At 61.5% G+C, this 23,181-nt stretch carries 28 protein-coding genes; 11 read left to right on the top strand and 17 right to left on the bottom strand.

Annotated elements, in window-relative coordinates; genetic code table 11:
• Positions 1–18 precede the first annotated feature (18 nt).
• Positions 19–780 carry an SDR family oxidoreductase gene (locus FEZ60_RS17005; RefSeq protein ID WP_045064572.1) on the bottom strand — a complete coding sequence of 254 codons (762 nt, stop codon included), beginning with the start codon at positions 778–780 and terminating at the stop codon, positions 19–21.
• A 205-nt stretch (positions 781–985) separates the two neighbouring features.
• On the opposite strand from FEZ60_RS17005, the gene FEZ60_RS17000 reads away from it, so the two are divergent.
• Positions 986–1,132, top strand: a complete 147-nt coding sequence (locus FEZ60_RS17000; protein ID WP_155276676.1) for a hypothetical protein — start codon at positions 986–988, stop codon at positions 1,130–1,132.
• 96 nt (positions 1,133–1,228) lie between these two features.
• On the opposite strand, the gene FEZ60_RS16995 is transcribed toward FEZ60_RS17000, so the two are convergent.
• Positions 1,229–2,050 (bottom strand): glycosyltransferase family 92 protein, encoded by an 822-nt coding sequence (locus FEZ60_RS16995; RefSeq protein WP_172936562.1) that lies wholly within the window; start codon positions 2,048–2,050, stop codon positions 1,229–1,231.
• A 93-nt stretch (positions 2,051–2,143) separates the two neighbouring features.
• On the opposite strand from FEZ60_RS16995, the gene FEZ60_RS16990 reads away from it, so the two are divergent.
• Positions 2,144–3,376 (top strand): cytochrome P450, encoded by a 1,233-nt coding sequence (locus FEZ60_RS16990; RefSeq protein ID WP_172936561.1) that lies wholly within the window; start codon positions 2,144–2,146, stop codon positions 3,374–3,376.
• A complete protein-coding gene (locus FEZ60_RS16985; RefSeq protein ID WP_172936560.1) occupies positions 3,373–3,921 on the top strand; it encodes a TetR family transcriptional regulator in 549 nt (182 codons plus the stop codon). Before FEZ60_RS16990 ends, FEZ60_RS16985 begins: the two co-directional genes overlap by 4 nt.
• Positions 3,922–3,931: 10 nt before the next feature.
• On the opposite strand, the gene FEZ60_RS16980 is transcribed toward FEZ60_RS16985, so the two are convergent.
• Genes FEZ60_RS16980 through FEZ60_RS16965 form a run of 4 tightly spaced genes read right to left on the bottom strand, consistent with a single transcriptional unit; the run spans position 3,932 to position 6,878 of the window.
• Positions 3,932–4,312 (bottom strand): SdpI family protein, encoded by a 381-nt coding sequence (locus FEZ60_RS16980; RefSeq protein ID WP_172936559.1) that lies wholly within the window; start codon positions 4,310–4,312, stop codon positions 3,932–3,934.
• Between the two features lie 13 nt (positions 4,313–4,325).
• The gene (locus tag FEZ60_RS16975) at positions 4,326–4,946 is read right to left on the bottom strand and encodes an L-threonylcarbamoyladenylate synthase (RefSeq protein WP_033231670.1); all 621 of its coding nucleotides are present in this window, start codon (positions 4,944–4,946) and stop codon (positions 4,326–4,328) included.
• Positions 4,947–4,960: 14 nt separating this feature from the next.
• Positions 4,961–5,374 (bottom strand): MerR family transcriptional regulator, encoded by a 414-nt coding sequence (locus FEZ60_RS16970; protein WP_106939706.1) that lies wholly within the window; start codon positions 5,372–5,374, stop codon positions 4,961–4,963.
• A 1-nt stretch (position 5,375) separates the two neighbouring features.
• A complete protein-coding gene (locus tag FEZ60_RS16965; protein ID WP_172936558.1) occupies positions 5,376–6,878 on the bottom strand; it encodes a SulP family inorganic anion transporter in 1,503 nt (500 codons plus the stop codon).
• A 100-nt stretch (positions 6,879–6,978) separates the two neighbouring features.
• Here FEZ60_RS16965 and FEZ60_RS16960 point away from each other — a divergent pair, with 100 nt between their 5' ends.
• Complete coding sequence (locus tag FEZ60_RS16960; RefSeq protein ID WP_051730275.1) at positions 6,979–7,275, top strand: hypothetical protein; 297 nt, start codon at positions 6,979–6,981, stop codon at positions 7,273–7,275.
• A 20-nt stretch (positions 7,276–7,295) separates the two neighbouring features.
• Here FEZ60_RS16960 and FEZ60_RS16955 read toward each other — a convergent pair whose 3' ends face one another.
• Positions 7,296–8,246 (bottom strand): DUF1524 domain-containing protein, encoded by a 951-nt coding sequence (locus FEZ60_RS16955; protein ID WP_033231668.1) that lies wholly within the window; start codon positions 8,244–8,246, stop codon positions 7,296–7,298.
• Positions 8,247–8,474: 228 nt separating this feature from the next.
• Entirely contained in the window at positions 8,475–8,843 is a 369-nt protein-coding gene (locus FEZ60_RS32265; protein WP_202026122.1) for a hypothetical protein, read from the bottom strand.
• Positions 8,844–9,479: 636 nt separating this feature from the next.
• Between FEZ60_RS32265 and FEZ60_RS16945 the strand changes: the two genes are divergently transcribed.
• Positions 9,480–9,869, top strand: coding sequence for a hypothetical protein (locus FEZ60_RS16945; RefSeq protein WP_141485027.1), 390 nt, complete (start codon positions 9,480–9,482; stop codon positions 9,867–9,869).
• Between the two features lie 20 nt (positions 9,870–9,889).
• Here the strand turns inward: FEZ60_RS16945 and FEZ60_RS16940 are convergent, their stop codons facing one another.
• Positions 9,890–10,813: a DUF2797 domain-containing protein gene (locus FEZ60_RS16940; protein WP_092803060.1), complete on the bottom strand. Its 924-nt coding sequence runs from the start codon at positions 10,811–10,813 to the stop codon at positions 9,890–9,892.
• A 71-nt stretch (positions 10,814–10,884) separates the two neighbouring features.
• The gene (locus FEZ60_RS16935; protein ID WP_033231664.1) at positions 10,885–11,649 is read right to left on the bottom strand and encodes a glucose 1-dehydrogenase; all 765 of its coding nucleotides are present in this window, start codon (positions 11,647–11,649) and stop codon (positions 10,885–10,887) included.
• A 115-nt stretch (positions 11,650–11,764) separates the two neighbouring features.
• On the opposite strand from FEZ60_RS16935, the gene FEZ60_RS16930 reads away from it, so the two are divergent.
• The gene (locus FEZ60_RS16930; protein ID WP_095886984.1) at positions 11,765–12,892 is read left to right on the top strand and encodes a GIY-YIG nuclease family protein; all 1,128 of its coding nucleotides are present in this window, start codon (positions 11,765–11,767) and stop codon (positions 12,890–12,892) included.
• A 58-nt stretch (positions 12,893–12,950) separates the two neighbouring features.
• Here the strand turns inward: FEZ60_RS16930 and FEZ60_RS16925 are convergent, their stop codons facing one another.
• The 4 genes from FEZ60_RS16925 to FEZ60_RS16910 form a co-directional block, all read right to left on the bottom strand.
• Positions 12,951–14,153, bottom strand: coding sequence for a Dyp-type peroxidase (locus tag FEZ60_RS16925; protein WP_045064553.1), 1,203 nt, complete (start codon positions 14,151–14,153; stop codon positions 12,951–12,953).
• Positions 14,146–14,646, bottom strand: a complete 501-nt coding sequence (locus tag FEZ60_RS16920) for a copper chaperone PCu(A)C (RefSeq protein WP_033231661.1) — start codon at positions 14,644–14,646, stop codon at positions 14,146–14,148. Before FEZ60_RS16920 ends, FEZ60_RS16925 begins: the two co-directional genes overlap by 8 nt.
• A 22-nt stretch (positions 14,647–14,668) precedes the next feature.
• A complete protein-coding gene (locus FEZ60_RS16915; protein WP_172936556.1) occupies positions 14,669–16,099 on the bottom strand; it encodes a PepSY domain-containing protein in 1,431 nt (476 codons plus the stop codon).
• 115 nt (positions 16,100–16,214) lie between these two features.
• On the bottom strand, positions 16,215–16,745 hold the full coding sequence (locus tag FEZ60_RS16910; protein ID WP_033231659.1) for a hypothetical protein: 531 nt from the start codon (positions 16,743–16,745) through the stop codon (positions 16,215–16,217).
• 322 nt (positions 16,746–17,067) lie between these two features.
• Between FEZ60_RS16910 and FEZ60_RS16905 the strand changes: the two genes are divergently transcribed.
• Positions 17,068–18,249, top strand: coding sequence for a MinD/ParA family protein (locus FEZ60_RS16905; RefSeq protein ID WP_033231658.1), 1,182 nt, complete (start codon positions 17,068–17,070; stop codon positions 18,247–18,249).
• A gap of 9 nt (positions 18,250–18,258) precedes the next feature.
• Here FEZ60_RS16905 and FEZ60_RS16900 read toward each other — a convergent pair whose 3' ends face one another.
• Positions 18,259–19,293 carry a hypothetical protein gene (locus FEZ60_RS16900; RefSeq protein WP_033231657.1) on the bottom strand — a complete coding sequence of 345 codons (1,035 nt, stop codon included), beginning with the start codon at positions 19,291–19,293 and terminating at the stop codon, positions 18,259–18,261.
• A gap of 147 nt (positions 19,294–19,440) precedes the next feature.
• Between FEZ60_RS16900 and FEZ60_RS16895 the strand changes: the two genes are divergently transcribed.
• Positions 19,441–19,782 carry a hypothetical protein gene (locus tag FEZ60_RS16895; RefSeq protein WP_052683353.1) on the top strand — a complete coding sequence of 114 codons (342 nt, stop codon included), beginning with the start codon at positions 19,441–19,443 and terminating at the stop codon, positions 19,780–19,782.
• Positions 19,783–19,956: 174 nt separating this feature from the next.
• Here FEZ60_RS16895 and FEZ60_RS16890 read toward each other — a convergent pair whose 3' ends face one another.
• A complete protein-coding gene (locus FEZ60_RS16890) occupies positions 19,957–20,160 on the bottom strand; it encodes a hypothetical protein (RefSeq protein WP_033231655.1) in 204 nt (67 codons plus the stop codon).
• 151 nt (positions 20,161–20,311) lie between these two features.
• On the opposite strand from FEZ60_RS16890, the gene FEZ60_RS16885 reads away from it, so the two are divergent.
• Together FEZ60_RS16885 and FEZ60_RS16880 are read left to right on the top strand one after the other, a co-directional pair.
• Positions 20,312–20,467 carry a DUF6131 family protein gene (locus tag FEZ60_RS16885; RefSeq protein ID WP_092803415.1) on the top strand — a complete coding sequence of 52 codons (156 nt, stop codon included), beginning with the start codon at positions 20,312–20,314 and terminating at the stop codon, positions 20,465–20,467.
• A gap of 350 nt (positions 20,468–20,817) precedes the next feature.
• Entirely contained in the window at positions 20,818–21,600 is a 783-nt protein-coding gene (locus FEZ60_RS16880; RefSeq protein ID WP_033231653.1) for an SDR family oxidoreductase, read from the top strand.
• 7 nt (positions 21,601–21,607) lie between these two features.
• Here FEZ60_RS16880 and FEZ60_RS16875 read toward each other — a convergent pair whose 3' ends face one another.
• Positions 21,608–22,504 (bottom strand): class I SAM-dependent methyltransferase, encoded by an 897-nt coding sequence (locus FEZ60_RS16875; protein ID WP_033231652.1) that lies wholly within the window; start codon positions 22,502–22,504, stop codon positions 21,608–21,610.
• Positions 22,505–22,706: 202 nt separating this feature from the next.
• Between FEZ60_RS16875 and FEZ60_RS16870 the strand changes: the two genes are divergently transcribed.
• The gene (locus FEZ60_RS16870; RefSeq protein ID WP_172936555.1) at positions 22,707–23,177 is read left to right on the top strand and encodes a sigma factor-like helix-turn-helix DNA-binding protein; all 471 of its coding nucleotides are present in this window, start codon (positions 22,707–22,709) and stop codon (positions 23,175–23,177) included.
• Positions 23,178–23,181: the final 4 nt, after the last annotated feature.

Genomic DNA, 23,181 nt, shown 5'->3' with positions numbered 1-23,181 from the left:
GGGCCGTCCACAGTTCTGTCACCCCCAGCGGGACTGTCCACCGTCGAGCGGGATTGTGGCACCGGTCAGGTAGCCGGCGTCGGGTCCGACGAGGAACGCGACGGCAGTGCCGATGTCGTTTTCGCAGTCACCGATGCGGCGCATCGGAATGCTGGCAACGAAGGCCGCTGCTTCCTCGGGGCGAGCGTCGGCCCACCGCTGCAAGCCGGGCGACGACGCGTGTGGGGCGACAGCAAGGACACGAATCCCGTCCACACCCCACTCGCAGGCTGCTGCTCGCGTGAGTGCACGCACGGACTCCTTGACGGCCGCGTACCCGCCGTAGCCGCTGGCGTCCCACCGAACGGCCACCGAGCTGACCATGTTGATGATCGCGCCGCCGCCACGGGCCTTCATCGACGGGTAGCACGCCTGCATCGTGCGCAGAGTTGCCACGGGCCCGGACTCGAGTCCGGCAGCCAGCTTCTCGGGCGTCAGATCCAGAATGTTGCCCAAGGGGTTCAGGCTCGCGTTGTTGACGAGGATGTCGACGCCGCCGAACAGTTCGACGGTTCGGTCAACAGCAGCGGTGATTGAGTCTCCGTCGCTGACATCGGCCAGCACCGGCTCGGCGCGGCCACCACGGTCGGCGATTTCCTTGCACGTGTCCACGAGCTTCGATTCGGTGCGACCGACAACTGCAATGGACGCACCTTCCTTGGCCAGGGCAAATGCGACTCCCTGCCCAACGCCTTGGCCGGCGCCTGTGATGAGCGCCACTTTTCCGTCCAATTTGCCCACTGTTGTTCTCCTGCTCGTCATTTAGCGGTCCCCGAATGGTTGCCTCCTCCGCGCAGTATTTCTCCTGGCTTCTTACTGGTCGGGATGTGATTTGCATCCCACTCAGTGGAACCGCTTTTAAATTCGGTCGTCTTACAGCTAGTGTGAGCGCCGTTACATACCCGGCGTGGGGCACACGCACACATTCCATGATGAGGAGATTGAAATGCCAACCACAGGTAGCATTGACGCCGATACCGCTAAGTTGCTCGGCGACCTGGCTAAGTACGCTTCGCCCATCGCAGGCCTCATTGGCGGCGTCGGCGCGATCCTCGGCCTCGCCGGACTGATCAACGCCGGCACCGGCTCCTGATCTGTTTCTGATCTGAATCTCCGGCCCGCGAACTGGCAACAGGTCGCGGGCCGGAGGTCTATCTACCGTTCCAATATCTGTGTCTTGCAGACACATTCATTGGAAGCGAGCCTGCGGAACTTCCAGACTTTCGGCAGTGTCCGGCCGGGTGTAATTCTTCTTCGGTATGAGATCGAGGACTGCCTCGCTGCCGCGGTAGTGACGGAACCAGAAGAGCGAGCGGTCCGGTGTGATGAGGGTGTCGTCCCCCGTGGTCTTCCAGTACCAGTGAATGTCGGCGTCGAGAACTTCCGACAGGCGAACGATGTTCTTGCAGCCGTACTCTTGCAGCCCTTGGCATGTGAGGCTTCGCAGTTCGCGTGGTTCGCCGCGTCTGGTCCAGCGTGATTCGTAGACCAGTGCGTCGAGTTGGATGCGGTGGCAGTCCTGTTCCGATGCAGCGTGCAGTAGGTCGTCCCAGTTCAATCCCGGTGCGTGCTGGAGGTATTCGTCGGCGTCGATGAAGGCGCTCCAGGCGACCGTTGTGCGAAATCTCGTGATGTAGTCGACGTATGCCTCGACCTGGCCGTGCACTATCCGGCCTTCCGCATTCCGGGGTTGCCAGTCGATGACCGTGACCGCGAGGCCCTGCAGTTCGCGGCGAAATGCTGCTTGAACGTCACTGTCGGACAGTGTTTCGGTGTACGCGCCGTAGGAGTTTCCGCGCTTGTCGACGCTTCCTCCGTGCCACCGGTTCAGGCTGAATGCGCTGCTTCGCCGCGACGATCCAACGGAGCCGGTGTTGTCGTACAACACGATGTCCCATCCCTGTTCGATGTGGTGCACGCACCAGTCGCGGATGAAGGGCAGGTGTTCGCGGGGGAGGAGGACTGCGACAACGGTGCGGGTCTTGCTGCTGGAACTGTGCTCCGTGCTCATGGCAACACGATAATGCGGCGGGCGCATCCCATGAGCACCAACCATTGAACACCAAGCATTGACATAATCATGATTCTGTCTCATAGTCGAGGCATGACGTCATCTGTGTCACACTTGCCACGGTTTGTTCCGTCGACCGGGGAATCCTGGCGATCGCCCTGGGCGATGTACGACGCCTTGCGTGAGTACGACCCCGTTCATCATGTGGTCCCCGAGGCGCCCGGCGATGACTATTGGGTTCTCACGCGCCACGAGGATGTCTACAACGCAGCGCGGGATTACCAGACGTACTCGTCCGCCAAGGGTCTGACCACCGTCTACGGCGAGCTGGAACAGATAGGTATGCAGGACAATCCGCCTTTTGTGATGCAGGATCCGCCGGCTCAGTCGGAGTTCCGCCGCATGGTCTCCAAGGGATTCACGCCCCGCCAGGTGTCTGCCGTCGAGCCGATGGTTCGGGAGTTTGTCGTCGAGCGCATCGAGGCACTGAAAGCTCGCGGCGGCGGTGACATCGTCGTCGAACTTTTCAAGCCACTGCCGTCGATGGTTGTTGCGCACTACCTGGGGGTTCCGGAATCCGATCGCGACCAGTTCGACGGGTGGACGGAGGCGATCGTTGCGGCCAATTCTGCCGGGGGTGCGCTCGCCGCAGCAACAACGGCGCAGGCCGCGACCGGTGAGTTGATGATGTACTTCGCGTCGTTGGTCGAGCGACGCAAGGTGGAACCGGGCGACGATACGATTTCACACCTTCTGGCGGCAGGACTCGGCGAGGAGGGGGACGTCAGTGGTTTGCTGTCGATCCTGGGATTTGCTTTCACCATGGTGGCAGGCGGAAATGACACCACAACAGGGATGTTGGGCGGTTCGGTGGCGATGCTGACCGAGCGAGTCGACCAGCGTCAGCTTCTGATCGACGATCCGGAACTGATCACCGATGCGGTCGAGGAACTGTTGCGACTCACGTCGCCGGTGCAGGGTCTTGCTCGAACCGTCACCCGCGATGTGAGCTTGGGTGGCAAGACTATTCCCGCCGGGCGCAAGGTCCTGTTGATGTACGGAGCAGCTAATCGTGACCCGTCGAAGTACGGCCCCGATGCCGGTGAACTCGATGTGCTGCGCAAACCGCAGAAGATCTTGACGTTCAGTCACGGAGCACATCACTGTCTGGGTGCGTCGGCTGCTCGTATGCAAGCACGAGTTGCGTTGGAAGAGTTGCTGGCTCGCATTCCCGACTTCCACGTCGACATCGACGCGATGACTTACGCACCGGGAAACTACGTCCGCCGTCCGCTGACGGCTCCGCTGTCGGTGAACGCGTCGTGAGCAGCGACTGGCTGGGGGACGGCCGGGCCATTGCTGCTGCCGAGAAGATCCTCGACAGCGCGGCATTAGTGTTTGTCGAGAAGGGCGTAGGCGCGGTGGGAATGGCTGAGATAGCCTCTGCTGCAGGTTGTTCCCGTGCCACTCTGTACCGCTATTTCGAGAATCGGCAGGCACTGCACGTTGCGTTTGTTCACCGTGAGGCTCGCACACTGGGTGCTGCCATTGCCGCGACTGTTGCGCCGATCGCCGATCCGCAGGAGCGACTCGAAACGGCGATCCTCGCGGCGGTGTCCGCGGTGCGCAGTACCCCGACCCTGGCGGTGTGGTTTTTGCCGGGCGACGCGAGTCTGGCCGGTGAGCTTGCGAATTCGTCCGAGGTCATCAACGGATTGGGTGCCGCGTTCCTCGGCAGCAGTGCCGGCGCGGCTCAGGCGAAGTGGACGGTACGAGTCATTCTCTCGCTCCTCATGGTGCCTGGCGTCGACGCGCGTGACGAGCGGGCTCTGGTGAAGGCGTTTGTTGCCGGTGTCCTGATTCACACCTAGGAGAGCGGATTCAGTTGCGGCACTGAACTTCTCGCGCGACCCTGTTGCCGGTCAGTGCGGCAGCCAGGATCGCGACCGTCACCGCGGCAAACACGACTGCGGCCGCCGTCGCAGAAGCAGCAGTCCCGACGCCGATCGTGATGGCGATGCCAAGCTGAACAGCAAAGCCGGCCAGCGCAATCCATGTTGCCCGCCGCAGCCCTGGGCGGGCGGCTTGATGGGCCTGCTGCCAAGCTTCGGGGCTCGACATGGTTGCTTTGGTGCGTATTCCCATCACGGAGTTCGGCTCGTCGCCGGGAAACTTCGCGATCAGCGATGCAACGGCCACCAGGGTGATGGTGCCGATCGACAATCCGAGTACAGCGCCGACCAGATCCTGAGATTGCGACATGAAATCGAAGCGCTTACTCGAAACGTGACGGGTCGCCGCCGCCGACGCGGACAACCTCCGGTGCACCGGACGAGAAGTCGACGACAGTTGTCGGTTCGGTGCCACAATCGCCCGAGTCGATAACGGCGTCGAGCTGGTTGTCGAGTTCTTCCTTGATCAGCCAACCATCCGTCATGGGTTCTTCTGCACCGGGCAATATCAGGGTGCTCGAGAGCAGCGGTTCGCCGAGTTCGTGCAAAAGGGCACGCACTACCGGATGGTTCGGGATTCGCACGCCGACGGTTTTCTTCTTCGGATGTGCAAGGCGCCGCGGCACTTCCTTGGTTGCGGGCAGGATGAACGTGTATTGCCCTGGCGTGGCAGCTTTTACAGCGCGAAACGCGGCGTTGTTCACATGCACGAAGTGGCCGAGCTGTGAGAAGTCCGCGCACACCAAGGTGAAATGGTGATCGGAGCGCAGCGCCCTGATGTCGCGAATCCGATCAACGCCACCGTGGTTGTCCATCCGGCTGCCCAAGGCGTAGCAGGAATCTGTCGGGTACGCGATGAGGGCATCGTCCCGAAGCATTGCGACGATCTGGCTGATCGCACGCGGCTGCGGGTCGTGCGGGTGGACATCGAAGTATCTGGCCATGTGTCCAGCCTAGTTCAGGGACGCAGTTGTGCCGGGAACTCTGCCGAAATCGGTGCTGCGAGCACTGCCGTCAACTCCTCGGCGTAGGCAAGCTGTTTGCGCAGGTGGTTGCAGCTGTCCTCGGCGCGCGTATGGCAGGCCGAGATGAATTCGGTTGCCGTGGTCCGCGATAGGGGATCAGCGGCGTCGTCGGCCAGGATCGACAAGGATTCGAGCAGCTGTTTCATCTCGTCCAGGGTGAATCCGAGTGGCTTCATCCGCCGAATCACGAGCAGGCGTTCGACGTCGGATTCGGTGTAGAGCCGGAAACCCCCGCCGCTGCGCTCGGATGGCGTCACCAGCCCGACATCGTCGTAGTGGCGAATGGTTTTGATCGACAATTCGGTGCGCTCGGCAACCTGGCCGATCCTCATGGGCTTGTTTTCCATGTCAGTGACCTGCTCCCATCCGGCCGGACAAGTGGACGTGACGTTCCGCGGATGCGGCGTCCAGGCCGACGATCTCGACGTTCTTGCCACGAGCTGCATATTTTGTGGTGATCGCGTCCAGCGTAGCGACGGTGGACGCATCCCAGATATGGGCGCCGGAGAGATCGATGATCACGTTCTGCGGGTCGCCGGCGTAGTCGAACTGGTAGATCAGGTCATTGCTCGACGCGAAGAACAGTTCGCCGCGCACCGCGTAGACCCGCGTGTTCTCGTCGGGATGCGCAATGTCGACCACCTCGGTCAGATGAGCGACGCGACGGGCAAATATCACCATGGCTGTGATGACTCCGACGATGACTCCGTACGCGAGGTTTTCCGTCGCTACCGTGACGGCGACGGTCACGAGCATGACGACGGTCTCGCCAAGGGGCATGCGCCGCAGAGTTTTAGGATTGATGCTGTGCCAATCGAGGGTGCCGACGGACACCATGATCATCACTGCGACCAGAACAGCCATGGGGATCAAGGCCACCACGTCGCCGAGGCCGACCACCAGGATCAGCAGGAACACTCCGGCCAGAAAGGTGGAAATCCGGGTTCGCGCTCCCGAGACCTTGACGTTGATCATCGTCTGTCCGATCATTGCGCAACCGCCCATGCCGCCGAAGATTCCGGTGACGATGTTGGCAACTCCCTGCCCCCAGCCCTCGCGAGTCTTGTTCGAGTGAGTGTCGGTGATGTCGTCGACAAGCTTTGCAGTCATCAATGATTCGAGAAGTCCGACCAATGCCATGGCCAGAGCAAACGGCGCGATGATCGAGAGCGTGTGCATCGTCAGTGGGACGTCGGGGAACATCAAAGTCGGCAAGCTCGACGGAAGTTCGCCCTCGTCACCGACATTGGGCACGTCGAACGAGAAGACGGCTGTTACCGCGGTCAGCACGACGATGGCCACCAGCGGCGCCGGGACAGCGGTGGTCAGCTTGGGGAGGAATATCAGAATCAGCATGGCGCACACAAGAAGTGGATAGACCAGCCACGGCACACCGATTAAGTGAGGGATTTGGGTGATGAAGATCAGGATCGCGAGTGCGTTGACAAATCCCACCATCACACTGCGCGGAATGAACCGCATCAGTTTTGCCACCCCGAGCAGACTCAGCACGATTTGCAGGACTCCGGCCAGCAGAACAGTGGCAATGAGGTAGTCGATGCCGTAGTCCCGCGTCAGGGGCGCTACAACCAGTGCAACTGCGCCTGTGGCTGCCGAGATCATCGCCGGTCGGCCACCGACAATCGCGATGGTGACGGCCATGGTGAACGACGCGAACAGACCCACCCGCGGATCCACACCGGCGATGATCGAGAACGAAATCGCCTCGGGGATAAGTGCCAGGGCAACAACGAGGCCGCCGAGCACTTCGGTTTTGAGGCGCCGGGGCGAGCGCAGCGCAGACCGTACGGTGCCGTCGTCGGTGGTGGTGTCGAGTGTGGTTGCAGCCATCAGGGTTCCGTCCTTACGAGATCGTCAGACCCTACCCTCCCGGGAGGGGAGAGTGTAAATCTGCTCGTCAGGGGCCAGGCTGCCGTGCGAGTATCGAACGATGAGCAAGGGAACCGTCTCGATCTGGAACGGCGAGCAAGGTTGGGGCGTGATCGAATCCGCTGATACCCCTGGCGGCTGCTGGGCCTTCTTCTCCCATATCTGGGCCGATGCGATGCCTGAACTGAAGCCCGGCCATTCGCGGATGATCCGTGGCGGATACAGGGAACTTTTTGTCGGTGAAACCGTCGACTTCACCTGGGAGATCACGCAGCAGGACGGCTACTCCTACCGCGCGATCAGCGTCACGCCGCAGCGGGAGCATCCTCAGTGGACGATCGAGGACACACCTGGCTGAGCGTTACTTCTCGCAGGCGGTTACTTCTCGCAGGCCACGCCGTCGCCGTCGCCGTCGAGGTGGGCACCGTAGCCGGGGTCACCGATACGTACGGGAGCTGCGCCCGCAGCTTTGGCCGCCGCGCAGTTCTTGAACGGCGCGGTCACCGCCGCTGCCGGAGCCGAGGTGACAATCGGCTTGGACGTGACAAGTGGCGGGGATGTGGCGGGCTGCACCGGAGCAGTTCCCGTGCAGTCCTGGAGGATTCCGGCGATGGTGTCGTGTTCGGCCTGGGTCACCCACAATCTGTACGCGGCTTTTACCTCGACCTGCGCAGCGACGTACTGGCAGCGGTATCCCCGGTTGGGCGGCAGCCACGACGAGGCGTCGGAATCGGATTTTTGTTGGTTGGCGGGACCGTCGACGGCTCGCAGGTTGCGTGGGTCGTTGGCGAGGTTGGTGCGCGTCTGCGTGTCGAGTTGTTGAGCGCCCTTCTGCCAGGCGTCGGACAGCGCTACGACGTGGTCGATCTGGACTGCTGACGACGTGTCTTGACCACGGGTGAAGGCAATCGTGGTGTTGGTGTACTGATCCTCGAGCGTTCCGGTCTGCACCGTGCACCGGTTGCCGTCCTTGTACGTGAGGGCAGTCAGGTCGCGGGCCAGGATGTCGTTACGGGTGTCGCAGCCGTTGTGGCCGAACTCGACGTCGACATCGTCGGTCCAGGCCGTGCCGAACAACGCGCGGTCGTATCCGGTTTTGGGGGCGCGTCCCTTGATCGGAATTTGCGCCAACAGTGTGGAAGCGGCGGATACAGCAGCATTGTCGCTCGTGAGCGCCGACGAGCTGGTGGTGACACCGGATCCGATACCTGAACCGAGACTGCCGGTTTCGGCGGCTGACGAGCTGGAACACCCTCCGAGGATCAGTGCGGCAACAAAGCCGATCGAAACAGCAGCTGCGCTGCGCCTGCTGATTGCCGTGCGTGACATGTGTCGAGAGCTCATTTCTGTTTAGAGACGAACTACAAGTATGTCATTCGCGACATTTCGGTCTGAAGCGGACGAAGTGGACCGAAACAGACCGAGCGAACGCACCTTTCGTCGCCTTGGATGCGCCGAGAGGTACGTTCGCTCTGAAACAGGGAGTCGGGCGGAGCGCCGAAGCAACACAAAGGCCCGGAAGTCGGTATCGACTTCCGGGCCTGTGGAACGAGTTGCTCAGATCTCGATCTTGGGAGTCTGCTCACCCAGCTTGTGGCGAGCCGGTGCCAGGTTCGCGCGCGTGCGTTCGAGGACGAGGTACACGAAGAGTGTGGACATTCCGGGCGTCTCGATCACGCGGATGAGATGGTACTGGGTGGTCAGGGTGATCAGGATGTCTTCGAGGGTGTCGGTAATTCCCAGGTTACTCATCGTGCGGAGCTTTGCGCGCACAACTTCGGAGTTTCCGGCACCGGCGTATTCGAGGCTGAAGGACGGGTTTCCGGCCATGCCGAGAACCATGCCGCTGTCGGCGTCGACGACGGCTGCACCTGTGGCGCCGTCGATACGCATCAGTTCGCCGAGGACCTTGTCGATGTTGCTCATTGCTTCTCCTTTGTAGGGCGTGGGATAGGGCGCAGGGGAGCGCTGCGACTCGAGTTGATGCTTCGGCGGCGAAGTCATCGGTACATTCTTCGGCGGGGATTGAGGGCGGGTGGGATCCAGCGCGCGAGGGGTTTGTCCTGCTTGTGAGTTTTGCGAAATAGGTCCGTAATGCGCAGATAGAGACACATTTATTGTTTCGTCCTCACCGATACGATCGGCGGTCAGCCACTCGCCGGCGGAACCGGAAAGGGGTGGCGGAACCACTGTCGGTGGGTCGAGCGGGGGCGGCTGAAGTTGCGGATAAACCGGGGACGTCAGTGGCCGTTTGTACGGGATAGGTTGGCCCTCCGAATCGGATACGTTCGAGAACCACACGGCATACCCTGGGTCTTCGCGATCGAGGCTCGCCTCACGATCGTCGTCTTCTTCTCGGGATCCGCGCTTACGAAAGAGTCCCACAAGCCTCTACCCCTTTTGAGACGAATCTCTTCTACGGTACATCCCGCTCGAATCGAGTAGGAGACTGCGGAAACCCGCCCCTAGTTACCTTGCAGCTACGTAAGAATATCACGGTGTCGCGATCGGGGCCGGGGCTCTGCGGCTCGGCTGCCCAGTCAGCTCTGGCATTCTGAAGAGATGAAGAAAACGATTGTCGGGTTCATCGGAGCCTGTTCATTGATAGCGCTGGTGGCCTGCGGTTCCGACGGCGGGACGCCGACCGAAGTGGGGACTCTGACGTCCACTGCGCCGGCGACCGATACAGATGGCGTTACCGCTACCGAGGGCACCGCGGTAGCGGGGCTTCCGCGCACGTACGAGCAAGCCTGCAACGACGTCCTCAAGTTTCTCGACGGATATCAGCAGGCGATCGACGAATCAGGCGACGACATCGGACTGACCCGTGAGTCGCTGGCGAACGACATGCTGACGTCGATCCAGGCTTACCCGGAATGGTCGACTCTGTCCGCCGACGAGCAGGCCGAGGTAACGCGCGGATTCGACGCAGCGGTCGCCGGAAGCTGCTGAAGGCAACCTTCACACGACCGTCAGAACAGTGACTCCTGAATTGCGACGCCCGGAGAGTCGAAGTTGCCCACCGTGACGGTACGTCCGACCAGTGCCGAGATGTCTGCGACAAAGTGAGGGGATTCCGGGTCGGTATCGGTACGGAACAGTGCCACCGGCCCGGTCAGGCCTTCGAGGTATAGAGAGTGCTCACCCGATTCGAAGGAATGGGGATACATCAGCGCCGGGGTGGCGTCGAAAACGATCTGCGAGCAGGCCGGTGGTGTCCAGACCTCGGGCTGTTCGAAAATCTCGATGCCCTCGATCCCGGATCCGATGTAGGACAACTCTTCTCGGTTCGAGACAATGAACTGTTGCAACTCGTTGCGCAACGCAGCGGTGTCGATTCTGTTTGTCAGTGCCTCGAGTTTGCGGGATGTGCGGATCGCCTGGCTCAGGTGAAACTGCCTCGACACGTCAGCTTCGAGAGTTCGAATGTTGTAACCGTCCGTCGAACCGGCGACGTACAGGGCGGCTGCGGCGCCTTGCTCCGCGACGCGCGGGTACTTACGGAACTGCGACGCCGTCCCCACCTTCATCCGGCCACCGGCGAAGATGTCGATATACAGCCATTGCGGCTGGGTGAGATAGGTGCGCACATTCGGGTGAATGTGCGCACCGTTCACGTGAGCCTGGTGAACGCTTGTGAATCCTTCGCGATTTCTGCACCGGTCACATTGGCGTCCGCTGGTCACCTTCGCGCCCCGATCGCACGGGAGGTAACCGGGTCCGTCGGCCGTCATGTCGCGCCACCCGAGGCACCGCCGTCCCCGGCGCTCGTCCACAGAAAACCGGAATACCGACGTGTGCGTGAAGAACGTGGTGTCGCCGGTTGTGTCGTCGACGAGGCGGATACGAGGAGCTGCCGGATCCGACCATTCGATACCGCGCACGAGCAAGGTCATGATGGAAGTGCCGGTTCCTTTTTTCGGATGTACGAGGAACCACTGATGTTAGTGCGTCGGATATCAGTGCGTCAGCTGCCGGGCAACCCAGGGTAGTAGGTGCCTGCCGACCAACCGCCGTCTACGGCCAGCTCGGCTCCTGACATGTAACTTGCGTCGTCGCTGGCAGCGAAGGCCGTTACCCGGGCCACCTCGTCGGGGAGCCCGATTCGCCGCAGCGGAACCTGACCGTACGGCTTCTGCAGGTCGTCGCCCGTGCGGCCCATCGGGTTGCCCAGCTGGGTATCGACGCCACCGGGATGTACCGAGCAGACGCGGATGCCCGACGGTCCGAGTTCGAGTGCCTGAGTTTTGGTGAGTCCACGGACCGCCCATTTGCTGGCGGTGTAGGCGCTCAGGCCGTTCACTCCGCGCAAGCCGTCGACGGACGAAATGTTGACGATCACGCCACGCGCGGCTTTCTTCATCACGGGAACAACAGTCTTCGCGCCCAGCATTGCGCCGATGACGTTGACGGAGAACAACTTTTCGACGGCAGCGACGTCGATGTCCTCGACAGCGGCAAAGGCAAGCATGCCCGCATTGTTGATCAGGACGTCCACAGTGCCGAACTGGGAAGTCGTGTCTTCGACGAGGCTCACCCAATCGGATTCGCTGCTGACATCAAGATGGTGGAAGACGCCGCCGATATCGGCAGCGACCGCGGCGCCTTTCTCGTCGAGCACGTCGCCGATGACAACCGTCGCGCCTTCCGCTGCGAGGAGTCGGGCGGTTGCTTCTCCCATTCCCTGAGAACCGCCGGTGACGATGGCTACCTTGCCTACAAATCTGTTCATGCACCGATTCTGTGGCGGTAGCGCCGGGTCCGTATCGGGCAGTCCCGCTGGCCGGAAATGTCCCGATGACGTGCGACTGACCTCGGGCCTGCTTGTGATCGCCTAGGCTCGTGGCATGGCTATTGTCTGGACAGTTCCGCGTGGTATCAGCCCCACCCTGCTCGTAGCACCGTTGATCAAGGAGTTTCTCGCCGAGGGCGAAGGCACCCTCGACTCGAGGCTGAGCGCGGTCGGCATTGTGTGTGCCTCGCTCGAGAAGCAGGTCGGTCGCACGTTCACGTCGATCAGTTCGGCGTCGGCAGCCATCTTCTCGGGCGCCGCAGCATCGTCGAGTGTGCCCGATGCGCTCAGGCTCGCGGTGATGCGGACGCTGTCCACCGAGGTGCTCGTCCGTAAGCCGGCTCCGCAACCGTTCTCCGAGAAGGTCGGAAAGCGCTTGGGAGAGTATGTGTTCGCGTTGCGTGACCCGCGTAACAACCAGGTGTTCCATGTCGGCCACGGCACCGGAAACCAGGTATTCGCTTCGGTTTTCGAGGCACTCGGTGAACTCGACAACCTCGAAGGAGCCTCCGGGGCAGCGGATACACCCGGAGTGACCGCTGCAAAAATCTCACGCATTCGTGAGATCTACGACGCCGGTTCGGCAGTCGAGCACTACGTTCTCATCCGCAGCGTATCCGGTGCGGATGCAAGCGGCACGGCAGACGCCGTGGTCAGCGGCATCGTGGAGACGCTGCGGATCAGTGAGGCGGGTGAGAACCTGACCAACCTTGCGGGTGAGGTCACTGACAAGGATCTGCGGGCAACCCGCGTCGAGGAAATCGCCCTCCGCTATTCCGCAGATCCGGCACCGGAATTGCCGACACCCAGTGTGGTGCTGCATGTTCCGGGTTCTGCTCGCGCCGGCGCCACCGCAGAAGAGATCTACGAACTCGCCCGCCAGGAATGGGCGGCCGGCGCCGCAGTGCGTGCCGAAGCCGGGATTCCTGTACTCGTCTTCGCGGACAGCATCATTCGTGGCGCTTTCCGCGCGCAGTCGTGGGAGGTGTCCACTCGTAACGCCGACGGCAGCATGCTGTGGCGCTTCACCGGCGACGTCGACGAGGAGCTGGCGGCCAAGTACGTCGGCACCGAAATCACACCGCACAACGTCGGACTCAAGAAGTGGCCGGTCAGCGGTTGGGTTACCCGACTGACCACCGCTCGCCCCGGTGCGGCGATGCCGGGTCCGCGTAAGAAGTAAGGTCCGCGTAAGAAGTAAGACGAGGTTGGGCTCCGGAGTTTTCGGAGCCCAACTTCGTCTATTTCAGTAGTCCACTGCCGAGGTAGTCGTTTTCCTCGCATCCGGGCGGAATGAGATAGACGGCCGAACCGATCGGCGTTGTCCACTCGTTGAGTGCGTCGAAGTCACTCAGTCGCTGCTGAACGGGCAGATACTGCGCCGCGATGTCCCGCTGGAACGCCGCGAAGATCAGCCCGGAGTTGGACGTTTCCTCGCCTTCCGGTGGGTCGTCGTAGTTGTAGGCACGACGGAAGAACTGCTCTCCCTCGTGCATTCGATGCGAGCGTGCGATGTGTGATCCCGGCGGAATGACCGGGATACCGAACCTGTCGGTAGCGGTGAAATCAGCCTCGTCGAACTCGTCGGTGCCGGTCAACGGAGCGCCGTTCGACAACGTGCGACCCATCGTGAGTTCACGCGCCGGTCGATCCAGTTCGTCCCACGTATCCATTTCCATGCGAATTCTCCGAAGCACCAACGACGTTCCCCCGGCTAACCACGGCTGATCGGCGCCGTCGCTCCATACGAGGGAGTCGAAATCCGTGGTTCCCGGCGCCGGGTTGACGGTACCGTCGACCTGGCCCATGAGGTTACGCATAGTTGTTCCCTCGGGCGCGGTTCCCCGTGCGCTGCGAAACCCTTTCTGCGTCCACCGAATTGAGGTCAGTGAGCGAGCGTTCTTGGTCAGTACCCGTACCGCATGCGCGACGGTGACGGGATCGTCGCTGCAGATCTGAAGGAGAAGATCCGTTGCGCCCCAGCGATCTTCGAGTCGGTCGATCGGGTAGCTCGGTAGCGGAGCGCACCACGCTGGTGCCCGATCCTGTAACCCCAGAGCGGTGAACAGTCCGGGCCCGTAGCCGACGGTGATCGTCAGCCTCGACGGATCAACCGCCAGTTCCTTCTCGGTATCGGCCAGAGCGGGCATTCCCGCAGTGAGGCGAGCAGCGTCGGCTGTCCACATCTTCATGATTCCGATGACGGCGGCCCGGTCGACTCCTGGTCGCAGATCGAAGCCGACAAAGGTGGCGTGTGCTTGCGGCGGGGTGCTGACGCCTCCCTGATGAACGCCATGGAACGGAACGACGGCTTTACCCGGAGACGGTTCATCGGCCTGCGCCAGAGTCGCCGCACCCCACGTTGTTCCCGCGACCGCAAGCGCGGCGGCGCCACCTCCGAGGAGACGCCGCCGGCTCAGTCGCAGGTTGCTGTTCTCAGCCACCGTGATTGGGGTCGTAGTTCTCCTGGTTACCGGAGAAGTCGCGGATCTGGGCTGTGAAGGTGGAACTGGAACCGTCGTCGTAGATCAGGGTGACGTCGGTTTCGGCGCCGGGGAGGAGCGGGCCGGCGAGTTCCATGAACATCAGATGATCGCCGCCTGGCGCAAGGCTGGCGGAACTGTTCGCGGGAACCCGAAAACCACCGTCCTTGGGGCGCATGGTCATTGTCCCGGCGTCTCCGGTCACAACTTCGTGCAGCTCGACGCGAGCGGACGCCGGACTGGTGGCCGAGACGACGCGTACGTCTTTGTCGCTGGAATTAACGAGCTCGGCAAAGGCCGCGCTCATGCCGCCCGGCGCGGCCTTGACCCATTGATCCTCGATCGTGATGGATTGTGCCGCTTCGGTTTCCTTGCCGGACTCCGATGAACAACCGGTCAGCGTCAGGGCTGCTGCCAACGCGGCGGCGGTGAACAGTGTGGTGCGAACAGACATGTGTATCTCCGTAGTTCGAGTATCAGGTGGTTGCGCGGCGTCGGAGTGCCGCGACAGAAAGGTCGATCAGGAGGAATGCGATCAGGCTGAGGCCGAGCAGCGGAACTAACCAGCCGATCAGGGCGGTGCAGGCGATCAGTGCAACAACGCTGATCGGAGCGAGTTTTCGGATGCCACCGCGTGTGGGTGCTCGGCCTACAGCCCACTCGGATCCTCGGATGGGTCGTCGACGCCACCACATGATGTAGCCGCGAATGACGATGCTCGCCAACGCAACGGCGAGTGCGGCGAGCGCGATCTGATTGGCGAGACCGAAGAGAAGTCCCATGTGCAGCTGGATTCCCCAGGCCGAGAGTTTTGCCGCGATAGGCCAATCCGCGAACCACAGCTCGTCGGTGACCTTCTGTGTTGCTCCGTCGATTGCAATGGTGTTGTTGCTCATAACCCAGGGCTGACGCGTCTGGGCGACGGTGAAAGCGGTGTGTGCATCAGCTGGGATCGACACCTCGACGGGGCCGGTGATGCCGCGATACCTGGCGATGCCGAGGACCGCGTCGACCCGTCCGACGTTCGTGTCCGTCAGAGTGCCGGTGGCGATCGGGGCCATGTCGTGACCGTCGTGTCCGCCGGACGGCTGCGCGGGAGCGCCGCCAAGTGTCTTGACCACCGAAGGGGTGGTCCAACTCAGTGCGGTTCTCATGTTGCTGACGTTCTCACCGGCGTATGTCGACCACGTGAGCCCGGTTGCCGAGAGAAACACCAGTGCTACTGCGATCCAGATGCCGACAACTCCGTGCCAGTTCAGGGTTCGGTTACGCCCGGCGGACGTTCGATCCAGGGTGAGCAGACGGGCGTTGCGAGAGGTTCGGTACCGGCGGAACCACAGGTAGACACCGCCGAGGGCAACCACCCACATCCACGACGCGGCCAGCTCGCTGTACAGGCGTCCCGGTTCGCCGAGATGAAGGTTGCGGTGGAGCTGGGAAATCCAGGTTCGGACCGGCAGCGAGCCGCTACTGCCGTACACGGTCAACTCGCCGACCGGTTGAGCGAGCACCGGGTCGACGAATACCGCGAGTCTCTCGGACTCGCCGAGAGACGGATCGGTGAACAGAACTCGGGTGGTTTCTCTGGCGGCAGGAGACGGGCGGACCGCTGAGACCGTCAAGTCCGGGCGGTACTGCTGAGCGGAGCGGATCTGATCGTTCAGTGATGCGAGCTGTCCGGTGCTGTCGGTTTGTAGGTAGTCGCTGTAGACAAATTTCTCGATGGTGGGTGCCACCGCGTAGAGGCCACCGCTCAACGCCGCGATGAGGATGAACGGTCCGATGAGAATTCCGGCGTAGAAATGCAGGCGCAGGATCAGGGGTCTGGCGCCGCCGGCCTTCTTCTTCGGAGGGGAACTGTCGTTGGAAGCGTGCGGCTGCGCGCGCTCCATTTCGGGTGCGGACATGCGTGTACTCGATCCCGCTGTGCGCCTTTCTTAACCGTCGGCGGTTGGTAAAGGCGCACAGCAATGGGGCGCACGGGATTTCGTGCGCAGAAAGGAAAGGGAAAGGGAAAGGGAGTTACACGAATGCCGGCGGGCCGCGCGTGCCCAGACCGGAGGTGAGAAGTTGCCGGAGAACAACTTTGGCGCGGTAGCGAGTGCGGACGGTGAGGGGTGAGTGCTGCGGCGCCCAGGGCCGCAGCAGGACTGCAACGATTGTTGCCACCGTGGACGCCGCAACGACGTAGCCGCGTTCGGCGCCGCGGATCGCCGCCGCGCAGACTCCGACCGCAGCGATATGAGCCGCGAGCATCGGGAGCGACGGAACAACGCCGTGCTGGTGGTCTGAGGCAATGGTCAGTGTTGTGTGGCCGATTGCCTGCCCGGCAGCAAGCATGAGAGCCAAGGCCGCGGTGGGCGAGCGACGAGTATCGATGGACGCAACGACGGCGCCGACGCTCGCGCAGGCGAGGAGCAACAAGACCACCGCACTTTGCGACGGCGCCATGCCTCCGCCGCCGAGTGCGTGGGCGGCGAGGGATACCGCTCCGGACGTGCCGCCGACAAATCCGCCGCGCAACTGCGCGACATCAGCGAGGCGGGAGGTCATAGGTGCAAAGGATACAGGCACCTACTACCACGGTTAGTAGGTGCGCCGAAGTTGGACATTTGTTCGGTTGAGTGCCCGTCTTCTTTGCCCACACATTGCGGCAGGGGATTTCGGATGCGTTCTGGCGCAATACGTACCGGACAACTGGTATTCCGGTTGATTTGCTGGCGGATCGGGAGTTTTGAGGACCAAAGTCATCGAACTGTGTTGTGTAACAAATCGGCCCGCATTTGCGGTATCACCGACGGGCCGATGCGGCCCCGCAGTGATAGCGTCCCGACATGTGATGTCCGAATTGATTCGACCTTGACCTAGGAAAACGGTGCACAGCGATAACAACGGTTCGAATGGTGGATTCAAACAGAACGGTTCCGGAACAGCCGACACGGATGATCTGCTGAGCGGCTCTGACGATACCTACGCGAATTCGGTTCGAACCGTTACCTTTACGCCGCAGTTCGATCTACCGCAGAGCGACGAGGTTCCGGTCAAACCGCTTCCGAGTCAACGGATGCGGCAAGTGCGACGCGACGAGCCGGCCGATTTCCGAACCTCGACGCCACAAGCGATGACCTCCGTCGACGACCTGGACATCATCAAGCGCGCCAAACGTCCGCCCGAACACGGTTTCGGTGCTCTGCTGTTCAAGCTTTCGGGTGGGCGGATCAACACCGGGCAGTCGGCGGTGGAACTCGAACATCAGGCGCTGGTCCGTCGTGCTAATCGGACGGTGCGCGGCGTGTACAAGATCGCCTTCATCTCGCTCAAGGGTGGGGTTGGGAAGACGACGGCGGCAAAGACCGTCGGCTCCACGTTTGCGTCGATCCGTGGTGATCGGATTGTTGCGATCGACGCCAATCCTGATCTCGGTACCCTCGCCGATCGAGAACATCGCGAGCATCACTTGACGGTTCGTGATCTGTTGGCAGACAGTAATATTCGTACGTACAGTGATGTGCGGTACTACACGTCGCAAGGTGACAGCCGGTTGGAAATCCTTGCCAGCGAAGCGGATCCGGAAACATCGGAGTCGTTCAACGAGCAGGACTACCTCGACACGCTACGCATCCTCGAAGTGCACTACAACATTCTCATCACCGACTGTGGCACCGGCATCATGCACTCGGCGATGTACGGAATCCTCGACGAGGCTGACGCCTTGGTAGTAGTCAGTCCGACGGCTCAGGACGGAGCGCGCAGCGCAGCCGCCACGTTGAGCTGGCTGACCAAACACGGTTACGGCGACCTCGTGAGCCGGTCGGTGGTTGCGATCAACGCAACGCGGCCTGGATCGTCGTCGCTCGATCTGGACCAGCTCGAGGAAGTGTTTTCCCAGCGCGGAGTTCGGGCGGTCTGCACCCTCCCGTACGACGACCATCTCGGGGAGGGCGGGCCCATAGATCTGAAGTTGTTGAACAAACGCACTGCGCGTGCCTATCTCGAGTTGGTCGCCGCTATCGCCGACGGCTTCCCGGATTCGCAGGGGCGCCACGCGTCACGGTGACGGAGAACTTCACGGATGCCTCAATATCGCTCCGTATCCGTCTGCGAGAGTAAGGCGTTCGTCTACCTGAATCAGTTCGGCCCCGGTTCGGATCGCTAGATAGGGTAGTAGTCGATTCGCGGGTGCAAAGTGTGAATTACTGGATACTTCCTTGTCATCGGGATCGGTGAAGAGCAGAGTCTCGACCTTGCCCTGTTCCAGCGCATCGAGCACACGGGCAGTGCCGTCGACCGACAGTTCGGTGTCGCGGCCCTGACCGGCCATGAAGCGCTCGGTTTCGGTGTCCATACGCCTCAACCGCTCGGTATCGATGAGTTCGCGTATCGCCTTGGCTACTTCGGTCGGAGAAGAACCTGCTGCACGTGATCCGCGTTCGATCTCCACAGTGCGCAGTGACGCCGGAAGATACTGCGCGAATGCTGTGCGCGACTGAACTTCGCCGATGATCAGCACCAATTGCACCTTGTGTTCGCGGGCCAGTTCGGCGGTGCGAGTTGCGGCTTGGGTCAAGTTCTTTCGCACGTTCTCCTGCGCCAGGGACTGAGTGTCGATATAGCGGTCGGGGCCACCCACTCGAGCTTTGTGTACCGGGAACCCGTCTCCGTCCACGGATTCGCCGTAGACATCTCGCCCGCGCGCATCGCGCACACACAGATCCGCGCCGGTGTGATCGACCTTGGCGAGGACAAACGGCTCGGTGTCGTGTCCGTGTGCAACGAGCGGAATCAGGTAGGGCAATGAACCAACCGTCACGACGGTCGACGCCGTGGGTTCGAGCATTATGTCGTCGACCAGAACGGCATCGGGCGTGATCACCAGTGCGCGTCCGGCCCGGCCGGAAATTCCGTGATGATTGTCCTTCACGCTGTCGAACTGTTCGATCAATGCATCTGGTGCTCCCTGTTTCGACAATTGATTGTGCATCGAACGCCACTCCAACTCGAAGCGCTCACGTGAGTTTTCACGATTGCGGACGTCCTCGAAGTACACCGAGGCAAACGGTCCTTCGCTCGAACCGACCTTCTTCAGTCGCGCAGCATGCATGGCGACTCCTCTCTGTAGTAGTCGTCGAATCTTGTTGCTCGTCTCTTCGCACGCGTACCCGCTCGAGGTTGATTCGACACGAGAGCTGGGTATCCAATGCGATTGGCCGCAGATTCACACGAGAGATTCCAGTGAAGGGAGCAGGTCATGTCGGCCCGGCGCCGTAACGCAGCGATGGATACCGAGAAACGGTGGTCGGATCCGGAGGAGTTCCGCAGGGCGGCGACCTTCACAGGTGTGGTGATCGGGCTCGCGCTTGCGGTTCTGTGTTCGCTGCTGCTGTTCGACCGGTCGTCAGGGCTCGGCACCCTGGCCTTCGCGCCGGCCGCTGTCTTCCTGATCGGTGGGCTGATTGCCTTTGTCCAGACGTATCGGGTGTGGAAACGGGGTGGGGTGTGGCCCATTTGGCAGGGGGCAGGGTGGGGCCTGATGGTGTTGATGCTGATCAGTTCCGGTTTCGGTGCGGGTGCTTATGGCCCGCCGCAATAAACTCCCCATTGGACTCGCACATTTGTTCGATTCTTGCTAGTGTTGCTCCCCGTGGGGATGGTGCAGTGGGAAGCCTGCATCACCCCCACGCCAGAACCCGGTGCCTGGCGCTGACTGCCTTCAGCGTCAGGCACCGCCTTTGGGTTGGCTGGCTTTGGGCGGGTGCGGCACTCGTCAGGAACTAGGTTGCGGCAGAGTGCAATCCGTAACCTTGGGGTTGACGCCGAAGTAGTTCAGGGGCCCCGCCACTACGGTCACGGCGATGGTGCCCACGCCGGCGCAGTTGGATGGAGAGTTGCTGTAGTAGCCTCGCTGGCCGGCCGCGATGGCACCGACAACAAGCCAGATCAAAACGATCAAAGTCACGATCCGTCGCATGGAACCGCTCGATTCCTCAGCTGTGTGGCGCGGGGACTATCGAAATACCCGGTCAGGAGGGGTATGAAACGCAAGTGAGCGGGGTATTCGAAGGTAGAGTGCCGTCACTTCGCGTGTATGTGTGTCGGGCTTGTCGTCGAAAGAGACTGCCATGATTATTCTCGGAATTATCCTGCTGCTGATCGGATTTCTCTTGAATATTCCGATCTTGTGGACGATCGGTGTTGTCCTCTTGGTGATCGGGCTGATCTTGTTCGTGCTGGGCTCGACGGGGCGCGCGGTCGGTGGCCGACGGCACTGGTACTGAGCTGATTTGATCTGATTTGCGCGACTTGATCGATCTTAGCTGGGATATTCGCCAGATCGAGGACAGGCCCCACACCCTGTGGGAGTGCAGGACCTGCCTCCGATTGGTCTTGCCAACATCTCCATGAGCGTCAACGAGTCCCAGCACGCCGGAGCATGCGTCGAAAACAATACGGCGCATCGGACGTGTTTGCCAACGATTTACGGAGAAAATATTTCTGAGTTCATACTTTGGGATTTTGGTCCCTAAAGTGAGGATTGCACCTTACGGGCGCAAGGTTTATCCCCCGATCGCAGTGGAGACTCTACGGCCGAAGCCGGATTTCGACCGGTCGGACGGGAGCCGGTTCGATGGATCTACTGCTCAAAGGGAAGACCGCGATTGTCACCGGTGCCGGCAAGGGCATCGGTCTCGCGATCACCCAGGCATTGGTCGAAGAAGGAGCCCATGTGATCGCGGGTTCACGAACTCGCACGGCAGAAATCGAGAAACTCGAGACCGGCGACGGTGTCACGTTCCTTGCCGTCGACTTGGCGAGTGCGGACGGTCCGCCGGCATTGGCTGCCGCAGCCGCAGAGCGCGGCAGTATCGACATCCTGATCAACAACGTGGGCGCCGTGACGCCGCGGACAGAGGGATTTCTCAGCGTCACGGACGGCGACTGGGATGCGTCGCTGCGCGTGACGTTCATGTCCGCGGTGAGGATGATCCGGGCTGCCCTGCCGTCGATGGCGGTCGGCGGTGGGAGCATCGTGACGGTCAGTTCGGTGAATGCGTTCCTTCCGGACCCAGCGGTGATCGACTACAGCGCGGCAAAAGCCGCTTTGAGTAACCTGTGCAAATCGTTGTCGAAAGAGTTGGCTCCACAAGGTATTCGGGTGAACACCGTGAGCCCAGGACCTGTGCGGACGGCGTTGTGGCTCGGGTCGGGCGGGGTAGCGTCGACGCTCGCCGGGGTCTCCGGACTCAGCGCCCAAGACATTGTGGACAGTGCAGCCGCAGGCTCGGAGACGGGCAGATTCACGTACCCGGAAGAAGTCGCGGATCTGGTGGTGTTTCTTGCCGGAGGCCGCGCTGCAAACATCACAGGCGCGGATTTTGTCATAGACGGAGGCTTGATCAAGACGCTCTGAGTTCGAGCTACTTCGTGGCCGTCAGATAGCCCGAACGTTTCGACAAATCGGCAAGTTCCGGTGGAAGTTCCGGGATCGGTTGGCCGTACTCGTTTGCCAGTTCAAGGGTGTCGCGGCACTGAACCGACCAACCGCGGTCGGTCAACCACTGTTTGGGGTCGGCGCGCTGGTCGTCGTAGAACAATGCGGACAAGTCCAAGCCGCCGAATGGGTCTTTCTTGAAGTACTTTGCTCTGATGTCGGCGAATCGTTTGCCGTCCATTCCGGATGGGAAGTAGTTCAAGGCAAGTCGACTTCCGGGCGAGGAGAGTTCGTCGATTCTTTCGAACAGTGCGTCATGTGCGCTGCCGGGAAGATAGGCCAAAAGTCCCTCTGCCGACCATGCCGATGGCTTGGCGCGATCGAATCCTGACGCTTCGAGAGCGGCGGGCCAGTTTTCTCGCAGATCGACAGCCACCGTGTGACGGTCCGCTTTCGGTTCCGCTCTGTGTTCGGTGAGCACCTGATCTTTGAATTCCAGTACCCGCGGCTGATCGACTTCGAAAACCGCAGTGCCGGTGGGCCAGTTCAGTCGATAGGCCCGTGCATCCAATCCTGCTGCCAGGATGACTGATTGGGCGACTCCTGATCTGGCGGCGTCGAGAAAGAATTCGTCGAAGAATTTACTTCTGATGCCCATGCCAATGCCCATGAATCCGGACAGTGGGAGGTCTTCCAGCGATGACGGGTTGTCCAGTAGCGCGGTGAAGTGTGGTTCGCCCGCGGCCGCGACAAACCACGGCGCGTAGGAATCTTCGATCAGGGCGTGGGGGCGACGTGATTCTATGGCGCGAAATGCGGCCACTCCCAGCGCAGTCAGGCCGACACTGCTGACAATGTCCCAGGTATCGCCGTCGCTGCGCACGTTTTTGATCCTACGCTCGTGGTGGTTCCCAATTCGAGTGTCGGTATTTCTGTTGCAGTTCAAGGGGTTCGGTCTGCTTTGAGATTGCCAGGTGATTGGCAGACTCAGTGGAGGCGGCCGTCAGGGTTCGCGCTTTGACTAGGGAGTGTGGTCCGGGCGCAGTAGACGTAGGCCTAGCGCACAACAATCAGCAAGGAAGGCGATGACGAAGTTGCAACGCCCTGATGCACTCGATGGTCTGGAGGTTGCCGCACGACACGGTGGCGCCGCGTCGAAGGCGAGGCTGTATTGCGCTGTCCGGCCGTTGGCGGTGCGACGTGCTCGCGTCGAACTCGAGCCTCACGCAGCAGAATTAGTAGCCGACGCCGTGTGCCGTTCCGTCGTGAATTCGGTGCCGGGCCGGGCAGCGTCAGATGGTTCGCTCGTGCGTCTGGTGTACTCGACAACTCGTCGATTGATCGACCGAACGGACTCGAAATCCAGGATAGGACTGCCCGCCGATATCGAGGCTCTCCCAGAGCGGCTGCGGGAGGTGTTGATCATGAGGTTGATCGTTGGCCTCGATGTCGACGACACCGCAGTTGTGCTCGGGCGAACACACGCTCAGGTTCTGGTGGAACAACATCGGGCGCTGGCGACGCTGAGCGCCGTTGCCGCGGCCGCAGCGAGTTGAGTTG

It is taken from the genome of Rhodococcus sp. MS16 (assembly GCF_013277795.1).
Classification (GTDB): Bacteria; Actinomycetota; Actinomycetes; order Mycobacteriales; family Mycobacteriaceae; genus Rhodococcus_F; species Rhodococcus_F globerula.
Note: the sequence above shows the minus strand (reverse complement) of the source record. Positions and strands in the feature narration are given on the sequence as shown.